Origin of the sequence: Sphingobium sp. 15-1 (assembly GCF_013375535.1) — a bacterium.
Taxonomy (GTDB): domain Bacteria; phylum Pseudomonadota; class Alphaproteobacteria; order Sphingomonadales; family Sphingomonadaceae; genus Sphingobium; species Sphingobium aromaticivastans.
The window spans coordinates 1,008,026-1,024,890 of sequence record NZ_JABXJG010000001.1 but is presented as its reverse complement, the minus strand read 5'-3'; the positions used below and the strand labels follow the sequence as shown (position 1 = coordinate 1,024,890).

Annotated in this window: 14 protein-coding genes; 6 read left to right on the top strand and 8 right to left on the bottom strand. The window is 64.4% G+C overall.

Annotated elements, in window-relative coordinates; translation table 11 throughout:
- Window positions 1-90: 90 nt before the first annotated feature.
- Together hemA and murI are read right to left on the bottom strand one after the other, a co-directional pair.
- A complete protein-coding gene (gene hemA, locus HUK72_RS04710; protein WP_176595752.1) occupies window positions 91-1,311 on the bottom strand; it encodes a 5-aminolevulinate synthase in 1,221 nt (406 codons plus the stop codon).
- Window positions 1,312-1,466: 155 nt separating this feature from the next.
- Window positions 1,467-2,270 carry a glutamate racemase gene (gene murI, locus HUK72_RS04705; RefSeq protein WP_176595751.1) on the bottom strand — a complete coding sequence of 268 codons (804 nt, stop codon included), beginning with the start codon at window positions 2,268-2,270 and terminating at the stop codon, window positions 1,467-1,469.
- 304 nt (window positions 2,271-2,574) lie between these two features.
- Here murI and plsY point away from each other — a divergent pair, with 304 nt between their 5' ends.
- The 3 genes from plsY (at window position 2,575) to topA (ending at window position 6,918) form a co-directional block, all read left to right on the top strand.
- A complete protein-coding gene (gene plsY / locus HUK72_RS04700) occupies window positions 2,575-3,189 on the top strand; it encodes a glycerol-3-phosphate 1-O-acyltransferase PlsY (protein WP_176595750.1) in 615 nt (204 codons plus the stop codon).
- Complete coding sequence (gene dprA, locus HUK72_RS04695; RefSeq protein WP_176595749.1) at window positions 3,186-4,268, top strand: DNA-processing protein DprA; 1,083 nt, start codon at window positions 3,186-3,188, stop codon at window positions 4,266-4,268. The genes plsY and dprA overlap by 4 nt, the downstream gene beginning before the upstream one ends.
- Before the next feature lie 97 nt (window positions 4,269-4,365).
- The gene (gene topA / locus HUK72_RS04690; RefSeq protein ID WP_176595748.1) at window positions 4,366-6,918 is read left to right on the top strand and encodes a type I DNA topoisomerase; all 2,553 of its coding nucleotides are present in this window, start codon (window positions 4,366-4,368) and stop codon (window positions 6,916-6,918) included.
- An 87-nt stretch (window positions 6,919-7,005) separates the two neighbouring features.
- On the opposite strand, the gene era is transcribed toward topA, so the two are convergent.
- The 3 genes from era to lepB form a co-directional block, all read right to left on the bottom strand.
- The gene (gene era / locus HUK72_RS04685) at window positions 7,006-7,914 is read right to left on the bottom strand and encodes a GTPase Era (protein ID WP_176595747.1); all 909 of its coding nucleotides are present in this window, start codon (window positions 7,912-7,914) and stop codon (window positions 7,006-7,008) included.
- Window positions 7,915-8,063: 149 nt separating this feature from the next.
- Window positions 8,064-8,735 (bottom strand): ribonuclease III, encoded by a 672-nt coding sequence (rnc, locus tag HUK72_RS04680; protein WP_176595746.1) that lies wholly within the window; start codon window positions 8,733-8,735, stop codon window positions 8,064-8,066.
- On the bottom strand, window positions 8,732-9,553 hold the full coding sequence (lepB, locus tag HUK72_RS04675) for a signal peptidase I (RefSeq protein ID WP_176595745.1): 822 nt from the start codon (window positions 9,551-9,553) through the stop codon (window positions 8,732-8,734). Before lepB ends, rnc begins: the two co-directional genes overlap by 4 nt.
- Before the next feature lie 235 nt (window positions 9,554-9,788).
- Here lepB and pgi point away from each other — a divergent pair, with 235 nt between their 5' ends.
- Window positions 9,789-11,294 carry a glucose-6-phosphate isomerase gene (gene pgi / locus HUK72_RS04670; protein WP_176595744.1) on the top strand — a complete coding sequence of 502 codons (1,506 nt, stop codon included), beginning with the start codon at window positions 9,789-9,791 and terminating at the stop codon, window positions 11,292-11,294.
- A gap of 101 nt (window positions 11,295-11,395) precedes the next feature.
- Window positions 11,396-12,742 (top strand): glutathione-disulfide reductase, encoded by a 1,347-nt coding sequence (gene gor, locus HUK72_RS04665; RefSeq protein ID WP_066557822.1) that lies wholly within the window; start codon window positions 11,396-11,398, stop codon window positions 12,740-12,742.
- 52 nt (window positions 12,743-12,794) lie between these two features.
- Here the strand turns inward: gor and HUK72_RS04660 are convergent, their stop codons facing one another.
- Together HUK72_RS04660 and HUK72_RS04655 are read right to left on the bottom strand one after the other, a co-directional pair.
- The gene (locus tag HUK72_RS04660; RefSeq protein WP_176595743.1) at window positions 12,795-13,508 is read right to left on the bottom strand and encodes a 2OG-Fe dioxygenase family protein; all 714 of its coding nucleotides are present in this window, start codon (window positions 13,506-13,508) and stop codon (window positions 12,795-12,797) included.
- Window positions 13,509-13,585: 77 nt separating this feature from the next.
- Window positions 13,586-14,371, bottom strand: a complete 786-nt coding sequence (locus tag HUK72_RS04655; RefSeq protein ID WP_176595742.1) for an SDR family NAD(P)-dependent oxidoreductase — start codon at window positions 14,369-14,371, stop codon at window positions 13,586-13,588.
- A gap of 106 nt (window positions 14,372-14,477) precedes the next feature.
- Between HUK72_RS04655 and HUK72_RS04650 the strand changes: the two genes are divergently transcribed.
- Window positions 14,478-15,374 (top strand): LysR family transcriptional regulator, encoded by an 897-nt coding sequence (locus HUK72_RS04650; protein ID WP_176595741.1) that lies wholly within the window; start codon window positions 14,478-14,480, stop codon window positions 15,372-15,374.
- Window positions 15,375-15,410: 36 nt separating this feature from the next.
- On the opposite strand, the gene HUK72_RS04645 is transcribed toward HUK72_RS04650, so the two are convergent.
- The gene (locus HUK72_RS04645) at window positions 15,411-16,826 is read right to left on the bottom strand and encodes a short-chain fatty acyl-CoA regulator family protein (protein WP_176595740.1); all 1,416 of its coding nucleotides are present in this window, start codon (window positions 16,824-16,826) and stop codon (window positions 15,411-15,413) included.
- Window positions 16,827-16,865 lie beyond the last annotated feature (39 nt).

Here is a 16,865-nt window from a genome sequence, read left to right as displayed (position 1 = left end):
AAGAAGAAAAGCGGGACCCCGGGTCAAGCCCGGGGTGACGAATAGGGGAATGGCAAGAATCCACCCCCAGCGGAATTTGCAAAGGCGCCGTCAGGCCGCCTTCTTGAGTTCCAGTTCCAGCCGGTCCCAGATTTCCACCAGAGCCTCCACCAGTTCGCGCATCATCTCTTCGGTGTGCGCCGGTCCCGGTGTGAAGCGCAGGCGTTCCGTGCCGCGCGGGACGGTGGGGTAGTTGATCGGCTGCACATAGGCGCCATATTCCGCGAGCAATATGTCGCTGATCCGCTTGGCCTTCACCGGATCGCCCACCATCAGCGGGACGATGTGGGTCACGGACGGCATGACCGGCAGGCCCGCCTCCGCCATCAGGCGCTTGAGCGTCGCGGCGGAAGCCTGCTGACCTTCGCGTTCCTCGCTCGATTGCTTGAGGTGACGGACGCTGGCGAGGACGCCCGCGACCAGCACCGGCGACAGCGAGGTCGTGAAGATGAAGCCCGGCGCATAGCTGCGGATCACGTCGACGATCATCTGATCGGCGGCGATATAGCCGCCCATGACGCCGAACGCCTTGCCCAGCGTGCCTTCGATGATGGTCACGCGATCAGCGACCTCATCCCGTTCGGAAATGCCGCCGCCGCGGGCGCCGTACATGCCGACCGCATGGACCTCGTCCAGATAGGTGAGCGCGTTAAACTCGTCGGCCAGATCGCAGATCGCGGCGATGGGGGCGATGTCGCCGTCCATCGAATAGACGCTTTCGAAGGCGATCAGCTTGGGTACTTCTGGCGCTTCGGCGGCCAGCAGTTCGCGCAGATGGTCGACGTCATTGTGGCGGAAGACGCGCTTTTCGCAGCCCGAATTGCGGATGCCCGCGATCATCGAGGCGTGGTTCAACTCGTCGGAGAAGATGATGCAGCCGGGCAGGATCTTGGCCAGGGTCGAGAGCGTCGCTTCGTTCGAGACATAGCCCGAGGTAAAGAGCAGAGCGCCTTCCTTGCCATGGAGATCGGCCAGTTCGGCTTCGAGATCGACATGATAATGGGTGTTGCCGCCGATATTGCGGGTGCCGCCGGAGCCTGCGCCGACATCGTGCAGCGCCTCTTCCATCGCGGCGACGACCTTGGGATGCTGGCCCATGGCGAGATAATCGTTGGAACACCAGACGGTGATCGGCTTCGGCCCGTTATGGCCGTGGAAGCAGCGGGCGTTCGGGAAAGCGCCCTTGTTGCGCAATATGTCGATGAAAACCCGGTAGCGGCCCTCGCTGTGCAGCCGGTCGATCGCCTGCGTGAAGATGTGCTTGTAGTTCACTTAAGCCCTATCCCTATTTCCCGCATCCCCTCATTTGAAAGGGGCATTTACCTGCTGCACGGGCCTATTACCAGTGATAAACGCTCGCAGCGCTAGGCAGAAATACCTATCACATTGATAGAATGGCTTGCGATTGGACCAAAGGTCCACCCCGGTCAAAGCCCCTCGATCTGCCGCAAACCATAATGTTCCAGGGCCGGGCGGAGTGCTTCGACGCTGTCGTCCAGGCGGGTGAAGACGGCGGTTCCGGGGGGTGGAGCGGCGGGCCATGGCTGTCCCTGGGTGAGATAGGCGATGCGGCGGGCAATTCCTTCACCGCCGTGCACGAATCGTAGGGGGCGGGGCGATGCGGCGGCCAGTTCGTCCTGGACCAGCGGGAAATGCGTGCAGGCGAGCGCCACCACGTCCATGCGGTCGCCGCCGGGCTGGTCGAACAGGCCGGCAAGGGCGTCCCGCGCTATGGCGGGGTCCAGCGGTGCGCTGCGCAGCTTCGCTTCGGCCAGTTGGACCAATGCCGCCGAGCCGTGGCGAAGGACGGTGCAGTCCGAACCGAATTCGGCGGCGAGGCGGTCGACATAAGGCTGGCGAACGGTCGCATCGGTGCCGAGGACGCCGAAGACCCGGCTTTGCGACAGCAGCGCGGCCGGTTTTATCGCGGGCACGGTGCCGACGACCGGAATGTCGAGCGCGGCGCGAACGGCTGACAGGGCGATGGTGGAGGCGGTGTTGCAGGCGATGACCGCCAGGCGCGGGCGATAGCGTTCCACCAGGCGGCCGAGCAAGGCGGGCACGCGGGCGGCGATTTCGGCCTCGCTCCTGGTGCCATAGGGGAAGCCCGCGCTGTCCGCCGCGTAGACGATGGGGGCGTTGGGTAGTGCTGTGCGTGCCGGCCCCAGGATGGATAGCCCGCCGACGCCGGAATCGAAGAACAGAAGAGGGGCTTGGGGTGCGACTGTCATTATGCCCGACATGTCGCGGGATGGGGCGGGGCTGTCAACATGGGGATGGGTTTGAGGTGATGGAGATTGGTCAATAGCGGACGTTAGCCCTGCGTCACCCCGGGCTTGACCCGGGGTCCCGCTGCCTTGGGCTGGGGGCCGACGAGAGAAGAAAAGCGGGACCCCGGGTCAAGCCCGGGGTGACGCATAAGGGAATGGCAGGAATCCACCCATCCCCGACATTCCAACCCGTCCTTCGTTACCTTCGCCATTGCCCGGTGCGCCGGGAACGCTATGGTCGCGCCGCAACTATTACGGCGAGATCATGACTCCTCCCTGGCTTCTTCCCGCGTTCGTCCTGCTGATCGGTTATCTGCTGGGTTCCATCCCCTTTGGCCTGCTGCTGACGCGTTTCACGGGGGCGGGCGATCTGCGCAAGATCGGGTCGGGGAATATCGGCGCGACCAATGTGTTGCGGACCGGGCGGAAGGGGCTGGCGGCGGCGACGCTGCTGCTCGATCTGCTGAAGGGCGCGGCGGCTGTGCTGATTGGCGCGGCGCTGATCGACGGCGGCGGGCCGATGGCGGGCGCGATGGCCTTTATCGGGCATTGCTATCCGGTCTGGCTGCGCTTTGCGGGCGGCAAGGGGGTGGCGACCATGATGGGCGTGGTGACGGCGCTGTTCTGGCCTGCCGGGATCGTTTTCGCGCTCGTCTGGCTGGGCGCGCTGTTCGGGACCAGATGGTCCTCCGTCGGTGGCATGTCGGCGGCGGTGAGCGCGCCTGTCGCCATGTGGTGCTTCGGCCGGCTCGATCTGGTTCCCGTGGCGTTGGCGCTGGCATTGATCGTGCTGTGGCGGCACCGGGAGAATATCGCCCGGCTCGCCAGGGGGAGCGAGCCCAGGATCGGCGCATCGAAGAAGGCGGCTGCCAGCGAATGAGCGAGCAGGAGCGGTTCAACCGCCTGCGCCTGATCCGTTCGCCGCGCATCGGGCCGGTGACGTTCCGCCAGTTGATGGCGCGCTTCGGCACGGCGGGGGAGGCTCTGCAGGCGCTGCCCGATCTGGCGGTGCGTGGCGGCGGCAAGGCCAGCATCGTCGACGCGAAGCTGGTGGAACAGGAGATTGCGCGCAGCCGGGCCGTGGGCGCGCGCTATCTGATCATGGGGGATGCCGACTATCCCTTTCTGCTGGACCAGATGGAGGGCGCTCCGCCCGCGCTGATCGTGCGGGGTGATGTTTCGCTGGCGGCGCGGGATTGCGTGGCGGTGGTGGGGGCGCGCAACGCCTCCGCGGCGGCTTGTCGCTTTGCGCGGTTGCTGGCGCAGGATCTGGGGCAGCGCGGGGCGGTGGTGGTGTCGGGGTTGGCGCGAGGGATCGATACCGCTGCGCATCAGGGTTCGCTGGAGAGCGGCACCGTGGCCGTCATCGCCTGCGGCATCGACATCGCCTTTCCCCCGGAAAATGCCGAATTGCAGGAGCGGCTGGCCAGCGAAGGCTTGGTCGTCACCGAACATCCGCCCGGCACCCAGCCCCTGGCGCGGCAGTTTCCGGCGCGCAACAGGATCATCGCCGGGCTGGCCAAAGGAACCGTCGTCGTCGAGGCCGCGCCCAAATCGGGTTCCCTGATCACGGCGCGGCTGGCGGGCGAAGCGGGGCGGGAGGTGATGGCGGTGCCCGGATCGCCGCTCGATCCGCGCGCGCAGGGTTGCAACCAGTTGATCCGCGAGGGCGCCGTGCTGATCCAGAATGCCGCCGACGTGATCGAGGCGATCGGCGCGATCGATTCCCGCATGGTGCGGCAGGCCGGCGCGGATTTTGCGGGCGAACCGCCATCCTGCGACGTGGCCGAGCGGGAGCGGGCGACGGTTGTCGCCTTGCTGGGGCCTGCTCCCGTGCCGGTGGATGAGCTGATCCGGTTGTCCGGCCTTGGTCCCGCGCTGGTGCAGACCGTGCTGCTGGAGCTGGAACTGGCCGCCAGGCTGGAGCGTCATGCGGGCGGAAGAGTCAGTTTGTCATGACGGCTTCACATTCCCACATCAGCGGCGCTTGACGCGGGGCATCAACAACTTTCAGACTCGCGCGTGTACGTGAGAGATTTTCAGAACCGGGGCTTGAATGCAGCTTGTCATCGTTGAATCGCCGGCCAAGGCGAAGACCATCGAGAAATATCTGGGCGGCGATTTCCATGTGCTGGCCAGCTATGGGCATATCCGCGACCTGCCGGCCAAGGACGGGTCGGTGGACCCCGACAACGGCTTTGCCATGAGTTGGGAAAATTATGGCGACAAGGGCAAGCAGCTCAAGGCCATAGCCGACGAGGCCAAGAAGGCGACGCGTCTGATCCTGGCGACCGACCCTGATCGCGAGGGAGAGGCGATCAGTTGGCATGTGCAGGAGGTGCTGCGTGCCAAGAAGGCGCTGCCCGCCAAGGTGGACCGCGTGACCTTCAACGCGATCACCAAGCAGGCGGTGACCGAGGCGATGGCCCAGCCGCGTGCGCTGGACGAGGATCTGATCGACGCCTATCGGGCGCGGCGGGCGCTCGACTATCTGGTGGGCTTCACTTTGTCGCCGGTGCTGTGGCGCAAGCTGCCCGGCGCCAAGTCGGCGGGGCGGGTGCAATCCGTGGCCCTGCGGCTGGTCGTGGAGCGCGAGCGCGAAATCGAGAGCTTCGTGCCGCAGGAATATTGGTCGGTCGCGGCCGAGATGGAGCAGGCGGGGCAGGGCTTCACCGCCCGGCTGGTGCGCTGGCGCGGCGAGAAGATCGAGCGGCTGACCATCGGCAAGGAAGGCGACGCCATGGCCGCGAAGGCGGACGTGGAGGCTGGACGCTTTACCGTCGAGAAGGTCGAGACCAAGCCGGTTTCGCGCAATCCTCCGCCGCCGTTCACGACTTCGACCTTGCAGCAGGAGGCGGCGCGCAAGCTCGGCTTCTCCGCCAGCCATACGATGCGGATCGCGCAGCAGCTCTATGAGGATGGCGCGATCACCTATATGCGTACCGACGGCGTGCAGATGGACGGCAGCGCCATCTCCGCCGCGCGCAAGGCGATCGCTGAGCGCTATGACGGCGGCTATCTGCCGGAGAAGCCCCGCCAATATCAGACCAAGGCGAAGAATGCGCAGGAAGCGCATGAGGCCATCCGTCCGACCGAATTCAGCCGCGACAAGATGGGCGGCGGCGACCATGCGCGGCTGTACGATCTGATCTTCAAGCGGGCATTGGCGAGCCAGATGGCTTCGGCGCGGCTGGAGCGGACGGTCATCGATCTGGTGGACGGCACTGGCCAGCATGCGCTGCGCGCTACGGGGCAGGTCGTGATCTTTCCCGGCTTCCTGGCGCTCTATGAAGAGGGCCGGGACGATTCGGAAGATGATGATTCCAAGCTGTTGCCGCGCTTGGGCGCGGGTGATGCGCCGGCCAAGAAGAAGGTGACGGCGGAGCAGCATTTCACCCAACCGCCGCCGCGCTATTCCGAAGCGTCGCTGGTCAAGAAGCTGGAGGAACTGGGGATTGGGCGGCCGTCCACCTATGCCTCGACGCTTCAGGTACTGAAGGATCGCGACTATGTGCGGATCGAGAAGAACCGCTTCTTCGCGGAGGAGAGCGGGCGGCTGGTGACGGCCTTTCTGGAGCGTTTCTTCGAGCGGTACGTGTCCTACGACTTCACCGCGGGGCTGGAGGATGAGCTGGATGAGATTTCCGGCGGCCGCGCTCAATGGCAGGCGGTGCTGGAAGCCTTTTGGCGCGACTTCAAGCCCAAGACCGCCGAGGTGATGGAGCAGAAGCCTTCCGACATCACCGCTGAGCTTGACAAATTCCTGGAGCCGATGCTGTTCCCGCCAAAGGCGGATGGGTCCAATCCGCGTGCCTGCCCGATGTGCGGCGATGGGCAATTGTCGCTGCGCGGCGGGCGGTTCGGCGCGTTCATCGCCTGCTCCAACTATCCAGAGTGCAAATATACGCGCAAGTTCGGCCAGCCGGGCGGGGACAAGGATGGCGGCGAGGATAAAGGGCCGGAAGTGCTGGGCCAGCATCCCGAAACCGGGCAGGATATTGTTCGGAAATCCGGGCGTTTTGGGCCTTATATCGAGATGGGCGAGGGCAAGGAGGCCAAGCGCGGCTCCATCCCCAAGGATCTGCCCGATGGCGAAATGACGCTGGATTGGGCGGTGAAGTTGCTGAGCCTGCCGCGCGAAATCGGGCTGCATCCGGAGACGGGCAAGCCGATCGTGGCGAATATCGGGCGTTTCGGGCCTTATTTGTTGCATGACGGCAAATATGGGCGGCTGTCCTCCACCGCCGAGATTTTCGAGGTAGGGATGAATAGCGCCGTGGCCAAGCTGGCGGATGCGGCGAACAAGGGCGGGCGGGGGTCTTCCTCCCGTGAGCCGCTGAAGGTGCTGGGCAAGCATCCGCGCACTGAGGCCGAGATCAAGCTGATGGCCGGGCGCTATGGCCCCTATGTGACCGACGGCACGACCAATGCGACGCTGCCCAAGACGATCGAGCAGGATGCCCTGACGCTGGAGGAGGCCGCGCAATTGATCGATGCGCGGGCTGCTGCTGCGCCCGCGAAGAAGGGGAAGAAAGCGCCGGCGAAAAAGGGTGCGGCGAAGAAGCCGGCTGCGAAAAAGACACCTGCCAAGAAAGTGGCGGCGGAATAGAGATTCGGTGCTCCTGCGCAGGCAGGAGCCCAGTTCAGACGTTGGAACTGGGCTCCTGCCTGCGCAGGAGCACGTTGCGGCTGGGGCCTACTCCACCCAATCCAGACCGATGTCGCGGTAGATGAAGCGGTCGTCCTCCCAATCCTCCTTCACCTTGACGTGGAGGTAGAGGTGGACCTTGACGCCGAGCAGGCTGGCCAGTTCGGCGCGGGCCTTTGAGCCGATTTCCTTGAGGCGCTGGCCGCCCTTGCCCAGCACGATGGCGCGTTGGCTGGAGCGGCCGACCAATATCTGCTGGTGGATTTCGACCGAGCCGTCCTCCCGCTCGCTATATTTTTCCGTGTCGACGGCGGCGGCATAGGGCAGTTCGGCGTGGAGCTGATGATAGAGTTGTTCGCGGGTGATCTCCGCCGCCAGCATGCGGTCGGTGGCGTCGGAGACTTGGTCCTCGGGAAAGTGCCAGGGGCCTTCGGGCATGGCGTTGGCGAAGGCGGTCTTGAGTTCCGCAAGGCCATCGCCGGTCGCGGCGCTGACGAAGAAGGTCTCCGCAATGTCGAGCTGTTCGTAGAGCCGCTGGGTGTGGACCAGCAGCTTTTCCTTGATGGCGATGTCGACCTTGTTGAGAATCAGCCACTTCTTCTCGGGCCGGGCGGCGAGCGCGCTGACGATGGGTTCCATCTTGGCGCCAAGTCCCGCCTTGCCGTCGACGACCAGCGCGATCAGGTCGGCGCCCTGCGCACCGCCCCAGGCCGCTTGCACCATGGCGCGATCCAGCCGGCGCTTGGGCGCGAAGATGCCGGGCGTATCGACCAGCACCATCTGCGTGTCGCCTTCGATCGCGACGCCCATGACGCGGGTGCGGGTGGTCTGCGCCTTCGGGCTGGTGATCGCCACCTTCTGGCCGACGAGGGCGTTGACCAGGGTAGATTTGCCCGCATTGGGCGCGCCGACTATGGCGATGACGCCGCAGCGTTGATTGTCGGAATTGAGGTCCAAAAATTACTCCGTTTCACAAAAGCGAAGCGTGTTCCTGCGAAGGCATTCGAACGAGACAAGCGGCTCGCGAGAACCCAGATCAAACGGCTGAACTGGGTTCCTGCCTTTGCAGGAACACGTCATAATATAAAATAGCACAAAATTTCTGATCAGCCTGCCAACTTGTCCAGCAACGCCTTTGCCGCTGCCGTTTCCGCTTCCTGTTTCGAACCGCCCGTCGCGCTCGCTTCTCCGGCGCCCTTGATGCTGACCGTTACCGTGAAGCGCAGCGCATGGTGTGGGCCGGAGCGGTCCGTCATCGCATATTCGGGCGGTTTGCGCTTGTTGGCCGCCGCCCATTCCTGGAGCGCGGACTTGGGGTGCTTGGGCGCGCTGGACTGGGTGTCTACGCGGTCGCTCCAGAGGCGGCGGACGAGGGTGCGGGCTTCCTCCAGCCCGCCCTCAAGATATAATGCGCCGATCAGCGCCTCCATGACGTCGCCCAGCACATTGTCGCTGTCGGCCGCGCCATCGTCGCGGGCCTGCTTGCCGAGCACCAGATGAGCGGGAACCCCGGCGCTGCGGGCGACTTCGGCACAGGTTTCGCCCGAAACCAGGGCGTTGAAGCGGCGGGAGAGCTTGCCTTCGGGTTCGTCTGAAAAGCGGTCGTAAAGCCATTCCGCGATCAGCAGGCCGAGGATGCGGTCGCCCAGAAATTCCAGCCGCTCATAATTCACCGCATTGGCGCTGCCATGGGTCAGCGCCTGATGGAAGGCGATCGGGTTCTTCGGCGCGCGGCCGATCAGGGCCTTCAGCCAGCCTTCGGTGTCAGGTTTCGTCAAAAGCCTTCCCCGATGCGGCTCCAGCGCGCGGCGGAAACCCAAGTCCAGGGAAGCAGCCAATTGGCGCTGCCGTCGGTCGAGAAGACCGAGATCATCGCCTTGCCGACCAGATTTTCCTCCGGGACCAAGCCGATGCCGCCGCCGTCGACCGCCGGGAAGCGGCTGTCGGCGCTGCGGTCGCGATTGTCGCCCATCATGAAGAGATGGCCTTCGGGCACCACCACCGTGTCGCGGTCGTCCGCCGCACCGTCTGGCATCAGGTCGAGGACATTATAGCTTTTGCCGCCCGGCAGCGTCTCGCGATATTGCGGGTAGCGGCATTGGCGGCCGCCCGGCACGGCTTCCTCGAACTTCGGGCGATAGCAGGGGGATGGGCTGCCTTCCTTGGCGGCGGCATCTTCCATATTGGGCGTGACGGGAATGACGAGGTCAGCGACCTTCTGCTTCGGGATTGCCTGGCCGTTCAGATAGACAGTGCCTCCGCGCACGGAGATCATGTCGCCGGGCAGGCCGATGACGCGCTTGATATAGTCGTTCTTCTGGTTCGGCGGCGCCTTGAACACCACCACGTCGCCGCGTTGGGGCGTCGAGGCGAAGATGCGGCCGGGGATCAGCGGAATGCCGAAGGGCAGCGAATAGCGCGAATAGCCATAGGGCCATTTCGCCACCAGCAGATAATCCCCGATCAGCAGGCGCGGCTGCATGGATTCCGACGGGATGTTGAAGGGCGACACGATGAAGCTGCGCAGGACGAAGACGAACACCGCCAGCTTTGCGAGAAACCAGAGGAAATCCCGCGTTTCGGATTTTGCGCTCATGCTTTGATCGTCTTTTCCTTCAATTCGCCCTGAAAACAGGCCGTCGCGGCTTTTGCGGGTTCGTAAAGCCGCCGTCAAGCGCGCTAGAGACCAAGCGATATTCACTCCATGCTGCCCTGCAACCTGATTTTTCTGTTCGAACGGTGCAATAGCGGAACGACTTGGCTAGGATGGGCAAGAATCGACAGGTGCAGCGTCGGTATCGATCAACGGCAAAACAAAAGGATATTCCCCAATGTCCAGCCCTGCACTGGCAGCGCTTGCGGCTCTTCCCCAGGCCGATCTCAAATCCATCTTCACCGCCGATCCCGACCGGTTGAGCCAGTTCACCCTGCGCCAAGGGCCTGTCCGCTTCGATTGGTCGAAGACGCATCTGACGGACGATCTGGTCGCGGGCTTTGTGAAGCTGGCGGAGGAAAAGGGCTTTGCCGCGCAGCGTGACGCGCTGTTCGCGGGGGAGGCGGTCAACAATACAGAGGGCCGCGCCGCCGAGCATCCCGCCGAGCGTGGCGAGGGCAATGCCGACAGCGTGGCGCGGGCCAAGATGTTCCATGCGCGGATGCGGGCGCTGATCGACGCCATAGAGGGCGAGGCGCTGGGGCCGATCCGGCATATATTGCATATCGGCATTGGCGGGTCGGCGCTGGGGCCGGACCTGATCATCGATGCATTGGGCGGGGATGGGGCGCGCTATGACGTCGCCATCGTTTCCAATGTCGATGGCACGGCGCTGGAGCGGGCGATTTCGCGCTTCGATCCGGAGGCGACGTTGATCGCCGTGGCTTCGAAGACCTTCACCACCACGGAGACCATGTTGAACGCGGCGAGCGCGATCAACTGGATGGTCGAGGCGGGGGTGGAAGACCCCTATGGCCGGGTGATCGCGCTGACGGCCTCGCCGGACAAGGCCATCGAATGGGGCGTGGATGAAACGCGCGTGCTGCCCTTTGCGGAGAGCGTGGGCGGGCGTTATTCGCTCTGGTCTTCGATTGGGTTTCCGGCGGCATTGGCGCTGGGATGGGATGCTTTCGAGAGCCTGCTGGAAGGCGCGGCGGCGATGGACCGGCATTTCCGGCTGAGCGATCCCAAGCAGAATGCGCCGCTGATCGCGGCCTTTGTCGACCAATATTATGCGCGGGTGCTGGGGTGCCAGACGCGGGCCTTGTTCGCTTATGACGAAAGGCTGCGGTTGCTGCCCTCTTATCTTCAGCAATTGGAGATGGAGAGCAACGGCAAGCGGGTGACGCGGGATGGCGCGCCTGTGGATGGGCCGACGGCGCCGATCACCTGGGGCGGTGTCGGCACGGATGCGCAGCATGCGGTGTTCCAGTTGCTGCATCAGGGGACGATCCTGACGCCGGTGGAGTTCATCGCCTCCATCGAGCCGGGGCATGCGCTCGATCCGGCGCATCATCGGGCTTTGCTGGTGAACTGCTTCGCGCAGGGTGCGGCTTTGCTTCGGGGCAAGGATAATGAGGCCGATCCGGCGCGGGCTTATCCGGGGAACCGGCCTTCGACCACGATCCTGCTGGATGATGTGACGCCGGAGGCTCTGGGGGCGCTGATCGCTTTTTACGAGCATCGGACCTTTGCCAATGCGGTGCTGATGGGGATCAATCCGTTCGACCAGTTCGGCGTCGAGTTGGGCAAGGAGATCGCCAAGTCCATCGAAGCCGAAGGGCCGAAGGGGTTCGATCCCTCGACCATGGCTTTGATCGATCTGGCCTTGGGTGGGGTTTGACGGACAAGCCCCTCCCGCAAGCGGGATGGGAGTAAGCAGATTCTCATTTGTAACTCCGCTGGGGACGCTCCATATGCGGGCGCAATCCAGCGGAGGCATGCATGAGCGACTACGACTTCGACCTGTTCGTCATCGGTGCGGGATCGGGTGGCGTGCGGGCTTCGCGCGTGGCTGCGGCCCATGGGGCGAAGGTCGCGGTGGCCGAGGAATATCGCGTCGGCGGCACCTGCGTCATTCGGGGCTGCGTGCCCAAGAAGCTGCTCATCTATGGCGCGCATTTTGCCGAAGATCTGAAGGATGCGCGGCGTTTCGGCTGGAATGTGCCGGATTGCGACTTCGAATGGACGACGCTGCGCGACAATGTGCTGGCCGATGTGGACCGGCTGGAGGGTCTCTACAAGAATACGCTCGACAGCCATAAGGTTGAGCTGATCCCGGAGCGGGCGACGATCACCGGGCCGCATGGCGTGAAGCTCGCGAGCGGGCGGGAGATCAGCGCGAAATATATCCTCGTCTCGACCGGCGCATGGCCGATCGTCCCGGAGATCGAGGGCGCTGAGCATGGCGTCACCTCCAACGAGGTCTTCCATCTGGAGGAATGCCCCAAGCGGATCGTGATCGTGGGTGGCGGCTATATCGCCAATGAATTTGCGGGCATCTTCCACCAGTTCGGCAGCCATGTGACGATCGTGAATCGATCGAACACGCTGTTGCGCGGCTATGACGAGCAAATCCGCGACCGGCTGCTCCAGATTTCGACGATGAAGGGGATCAATTTCCGCTTCAACGCCGAGATGGAGAAGATCGAGAAGAATGAGGACGGCACGCTCTGCGTCCGTTTCAAGAGCGGCGATCCGGTGGCCTGTGACCTGCTGGTGTTCGCGACCGGGCGCCAGCCGCATGTCGATGGGCTGGGGCTGGAAAATGCCGGGGTCGAGCTCAACGAGAAGGGCGCGATCAAGGTCGATGACTATAGCCGGACGAGCTGCGAGAGCATCTATGCGGTGGGCGATGTCACGGACAGGCTGCAACTGACGCCGGTGGCGATCCGTGAGGGCCATGCCTTTGCGGACACGGTGTTCGGGGATAATCCGCGGACCGTGGATTACAACTGCGTGCCTTCCGCCGTGTTCAGCCATCCACCCTTGGCCGGCGTAGGCATGACCGAGGCGCAGGCGAAGAACAAGCTTGGAACGGTGAAGGTCTACACATCCGACTTCCGGCCGATGAAAAATGTGCTGGCCGGGCGGGATGAGCGGGCGCTCTACAAGATGGTGGTGGATGCGACGACCAATCGCGTGGTCGGGCTGCACATGATCGGGCCGGATGCGCCGGAGATATTGCAGGCGGCTGCCATTGCGGTGAAGGCGGGCCTGACCAAGCAGGAATTCGACGATACCGTGGCCCTGCATCCGAGCATGGCCGAGGAACTGGTGCTGTTGAAATAAGCTTCCGGGCGAAATCGGGACAGCTTTTTCGATTTCGCTCCAGGCGAACGGCTCAGCGGTCGGCTACAAAAGTGAGGACGAGCGCGTCGCGCCAGGCGGGTTGCGCCGGGTCGACCGCATGAATTTCGGTGACGCCGTGCATGATGCGATGGTCGTCGATCAGTACCGCATCGCCGGGGCGGGCGAGGGTGAATTCGCCCAATTCCTTGCCCTCCGGCGTGCCGATGCGGGTGACGCCTTCGCGGACGTTGCGACGCTCGACCAGCATGACGAAGACCCAGTCCACGCCGTCGCGGTGCATGCCTTCGGGCGTGGGGCGGCCGAGTTCGCCGGTGCGGGCCTCTATGCGGAACTGGTGGAGTTCGACATGCTGCCGTCCGGTCAGGGGGAAGCTGCGCGCGCAGAAGGCGAAGATCGCCTGCATCGCGCTATTGTCGACCGTGCCTTGCTGGACGGGATCGAACCAGCGCTGCACGTCGCCATTCAGGGGATTATAGTCGCGGCTCTGGAAATGCGGCTGGTGCGGTTGGCGCGTGAAGACGCCCTGCTCGCAGGCGAAGGTCGCGTGGCGGCGGCGGCGGTAGCGGCCACCATCGGCCATATAGAGGTCGGGGCCGAGATCGTCCCAGCTTCGCGCCAGCGCGTTCCAGTTGGCAGAGGGGATGGCGAGCCGTTCGACCAGGTCGGTGCCGGACAGGCGGGCATAGCCGGCGTCTGCCAGCTCATGCCGGAGGGGCGTGTCCGTCAGAATGTCCGCGTCGCTCATCCATCCATCCTTATCCGGAGAGACAGACGAGCGACAGGGCCAGTTCCCGCAAGCAGGATATGGATCAGGCGCCCATATTAGGCGATAGTGGGAACGATCCCACCCTCCGCCCGGATCGCCGCGCCATTGGTGACGGCGGCGAGCGGGCTGGCGAGATAGGCGACCATCGATCCGATTTCATCCGCTTCGATCAGGCGGCGGATCAGGGAGAGCGGGCGCAGCGTCCGGAAGAATTCCGCCTCACGTTCCGCTTCAGGGGCGTCCTTATTCTCGACCACCGACTGGATGAAGTCGACGATCCCCTCCGAGCGGGTCGGGCCGGGCAGCACCGAATTCACCGTCACGCCGGTGCCGCGCGTCTGTTCGGCCAGGCCGCGGGCGATGGCGAGCTGGGCGGTCTTGGTCATGCCGTAATGGATCATCTCGCCGGGGGGCAGCAGGGCGCTTTCGCTGGCGATGAAGATGATGCGGCCCCAATCCTTGTCCAGCATGCGCGGGAAATAATGTCGGGCGAGGCGGGCGCCGCTGACGACGTTGACCTCGAAGAAATGATGCCAGTCTTCATCGGAGATGGCGGTGAACGGCTTGGCTTCGTAGATGCCGAGATTGTTGACGAGGATGTCGACGTCCGGAGCGGCTTCGATGAGCGTGGCCGCGCCTTCCGCAGTGGCGGGATCGGCCAGGATCGCGCGAACCTTGCCGACCTGGCCGATCTGCGCGGTGGCCTGGTCCAGCTTGGCCTGGTTGCGGCCGGTGATGACGGTTTCCACGCCTTCTTCGGCAAGGCGCTTCGCGATGGCGAAGCCGATGCCGGCGGTCGATCCGGTGACGAGTGCGGTCTTTCCGGCGAGTTTCAGGTCCATGGGATACTCCTTTGTTCGGGGTTGAACGCAGAAATAAGCGAACCATGCATTGATGATTAGAATGACAGTCATCACAATAGAAGTGATTTGAAATCATGGGTGACGCATGGACAACCGCTTTGGCGACATCGAGACATTTCTGGCTGTGGCGCAGGAGGGCAGCTTCGCTTCCGCCGCCAAGACGCTGCGGCTGACGCCCTCCGCCGTCAGCCGCAGCATCGGGCGGTTAGAGCAGCGGCTTGGCGTCACGCTGTTGCGCCGGACGACGCGTTCGCTGGCGCTGACCCTGGAGGGGGCGGCCTATCGCGACCGGATGACGGCGCTGATGGCGGAAATGACCGATGTCGAAAGCGGATTGGGGCAGGAGGAACGGGGGCCGCGTGGGCTGTTGCGGCTCAATGCCTCAGTGTCCTTCGGCAACCAGTGCCTGCTGCCGATCCTGCCGCTTTTTCTGGCGCGTTATCCGGCGGTGGCCGTCGATCTGGCGTTGTCCGATGCGGTGGTCGATCTGGTGGAGGAGCGGGCCGACATCGCGATCCGCATCGGGCCTTTGCGGGATACGCGGCTGCGGGCGAAGAAGCTGGGGCATAGTCGGATGGTGCTGGTGGCGAGCCCAGCCTATCTGGCGGCGCGGGGCATACCGCTAACGCCGGAGGATCTGGAGGGGCATGATTGCCTGCAATTCAGTTTCCGCCGGTCGGTGGATAGCTGGCCGTTCCGGATCGGCGGGCGGGTCGTGCAGCGGCCGGTTCAGGGGCGGTTCTTCGGCAATTCGGGTGAAGTGGTGCGGCAGATGGCGGTCGCGGGGGGCGGGATCGCGCGACATGGGCGCTTTCATGTCGCGGAGGATTTGCGCGATGGGAGGCTGGTCGAAGTGCTGGGGGATTTTAGCGCGGGGGATGGCGAGGATATTCATGCGCTTTATTCCGCGCAGGATCGGCTGGCGGCGCGGGTGCGGGCTTTTCTTGATTTTCTGGATGAGGCTTTGATGTTGCCGGATTAGGGTGGTTCGCTGCCTTCGGGGAAACTACTGGAACGCCTAGCCGATCCAGTAAGGCACGATCTGCCGGTTGTCGGGATCGACGCGGATGGGGCGGTCGGCGGGTGGGAAGGCGCGTTGGTCGCAGCTCTGGCGCGAGCAGAGACGGCAGGTGATGCCGATCGGCGTCGCGGCGCCCTCCACCTCCAGTTGCAGGCCGTCGGCATAGACGAAATTCGCCGCGTGGGCGATTTCGCAGCCCAGCACCACCGCGAAGCGGCGCGGGGTGCGGCTGTAGCTGCCTGACGGTTTCACCAGCCCCTTCGCCATGGAGACATAGCGCACGCCATCGGGGGTCTCGCCCAACTGGATGTTGATCCGGTCGGGGACGGCGACCGCTTCATGGACGTTCCACAAGGGGCAGGCGCCGCCGAAGCGCGCGAATTGCAGGCGCGTGGCGCTGTGGCGCTTGGTGATGTTGCCCGCCATGTCGACGCGGCAGAAGAAAAAGGGAATGCCGCGCAGGCCGGGCCGCTGGAGGGTCGAAAGACGATGGCAGGCCTGTTCGAAGCTGACGCCGAAGCGGCGGGCGAGGCGGTCGATGTCGTGGCGGACTTCGCGGGCGGCTTCGCGGAACGGGGCGTAGGGCATCAGCAACGCGCCCGCCGCATAATTGCCAAGGCCGATGGCGAGCAGGCGGTCGGCGCCCATGACGGGCAGCCCTGCCTTGCTCACAACGTCAGCGATCACCGCCTGCCCCTCCAGCATCATGAGCTGGTGGGCGAGCATGAACTTGCGGCTTTCTGTGGGCAGGGCGGCGTTGACGAATAGGCGCCGCTCGCTGCTGGTATAGGAGCGGAGCGAGGAGTCCGGGGTCTCCGCGATCAGCGTCTCGATCCCGTGGCGGCGGGCCAGGGCTTCGACCAGCATACCTTCGTCCAGGGTCTGGCCGGCGGTGAAGCTGGCGGCCATGTCTTCCGCCAGGCAGTCGAGAGCGTGGACATAATTGCCCGCCTCATGGAACCAGTCGCGCGCGGCTTCCCAGGGCAAGCGGGCCTGGACTGCATGATCGTTGGCGATCGCCTCCTCGATCATGTTGATGCGTTCATTGGCGCGCATATGGGCGTTGTAGAGGTCGACATAGCGCGCCGCGAATTCGGGAAATTGCAGGTGCAGCTTCTCGATCCGCTCCGGTTCCAGCGCGGCGCCCGGCAGTTCGGGATGGGCGAGGGCGTAGGTGAAGGCGCCAAGAAGCTGCTCCTCCTCCCGGCTGTCGAAGCTGGCCCAGTCGGTGGGGAAGGCGCTGGCAAGCGCGGCCTTCACCTTGGCGGTGAGGGGGCGGTCGTCATTTTCCATCTGGCTGAGATAAGAGACGGATATGCCCAGCGCCTGCGCCATGGTCGCCTGGTCCATGCGATGATCCAGGCGGAGTTGGCGCAGGCGCGGACCTGCGAAGATTCGATTGCCACGAGCCATGATTCGTCCATAATTTGCAAAGTCGCAATTTGCAAATTA

Coding starts and splice junctions, on each gene's coding strand:
- HUK72_RS04655 (WP_176595742.1), bottom strand. CDS start 14,371: ATGGACCTGAAACTCGCCGGAAAGACCGCACTCGTCACCGGATCGACC.
- gor (WP_066557822.1), top strand. CDS start 11,396: ATGAGCGACTACGACTTCGACCTGTTCGTCATCGGTGCGGGATCGGGT.
- HUK72_RS04660 (WP_176595743.1), bottom strand. CDS start 13,508: ATGAGCGACGCGGACATTCTGACGGACACGCCCCTCCGGCATGAGCTG.
- plsY (WP_176595750.1), top strand. CDS start 2,575: ATGACTCCTCCCTGGCTTCTTCCCGCGTTCGTCCTGCTGATCGGTTAT.
- HUK72_RS04650 (WP_176595741.1), top strand. CDS start 14,478: ATGGACAACCGCTTTGGCGACATCGAGACATTTCTGGCTGTGGCGCAG.
- dprA (WP_176595749.1), top strand. CDS start 3,186: ATGAGCGAGCAGGAGCGGTTCAACCGCCTGCGCCTGATCCGTTCGCCG.
- HUK72_RS04645 (WP_176595740.1), bottom strand. CDS start 16,826: ATGGCTCGTGGCAATCGAATCTTCGCAGGTCCGCGCCTGCGCCAACTC.
- topA (WP_176595748.1), top strand. CDS start 4,366: ATGCAGCTTGTCATCGTTGAATCGCCGGCCAAGGCGAAGACCATCGAG.
- lepB (WP_176595745.1), bottom strand. CDS start 9,553: ATGAGCGCAAAATCCGAAACGCGGGATTTCCTCTGGTTTCTCGCAAAG.
- murI (WP_176595751.1), bottom strand. CDS start 2,270: ATGACAGTCGCACCCCAAGCCCCTCTTCTGTTCTTCGATTCCGGCGTC.
- pgi (WP_176595744.1), top strand. CDS start 9,789: ATGTCCAGCCCTGCACTGGCAGCGCTTGCGGCTCTTCCCCAGGCCGAT.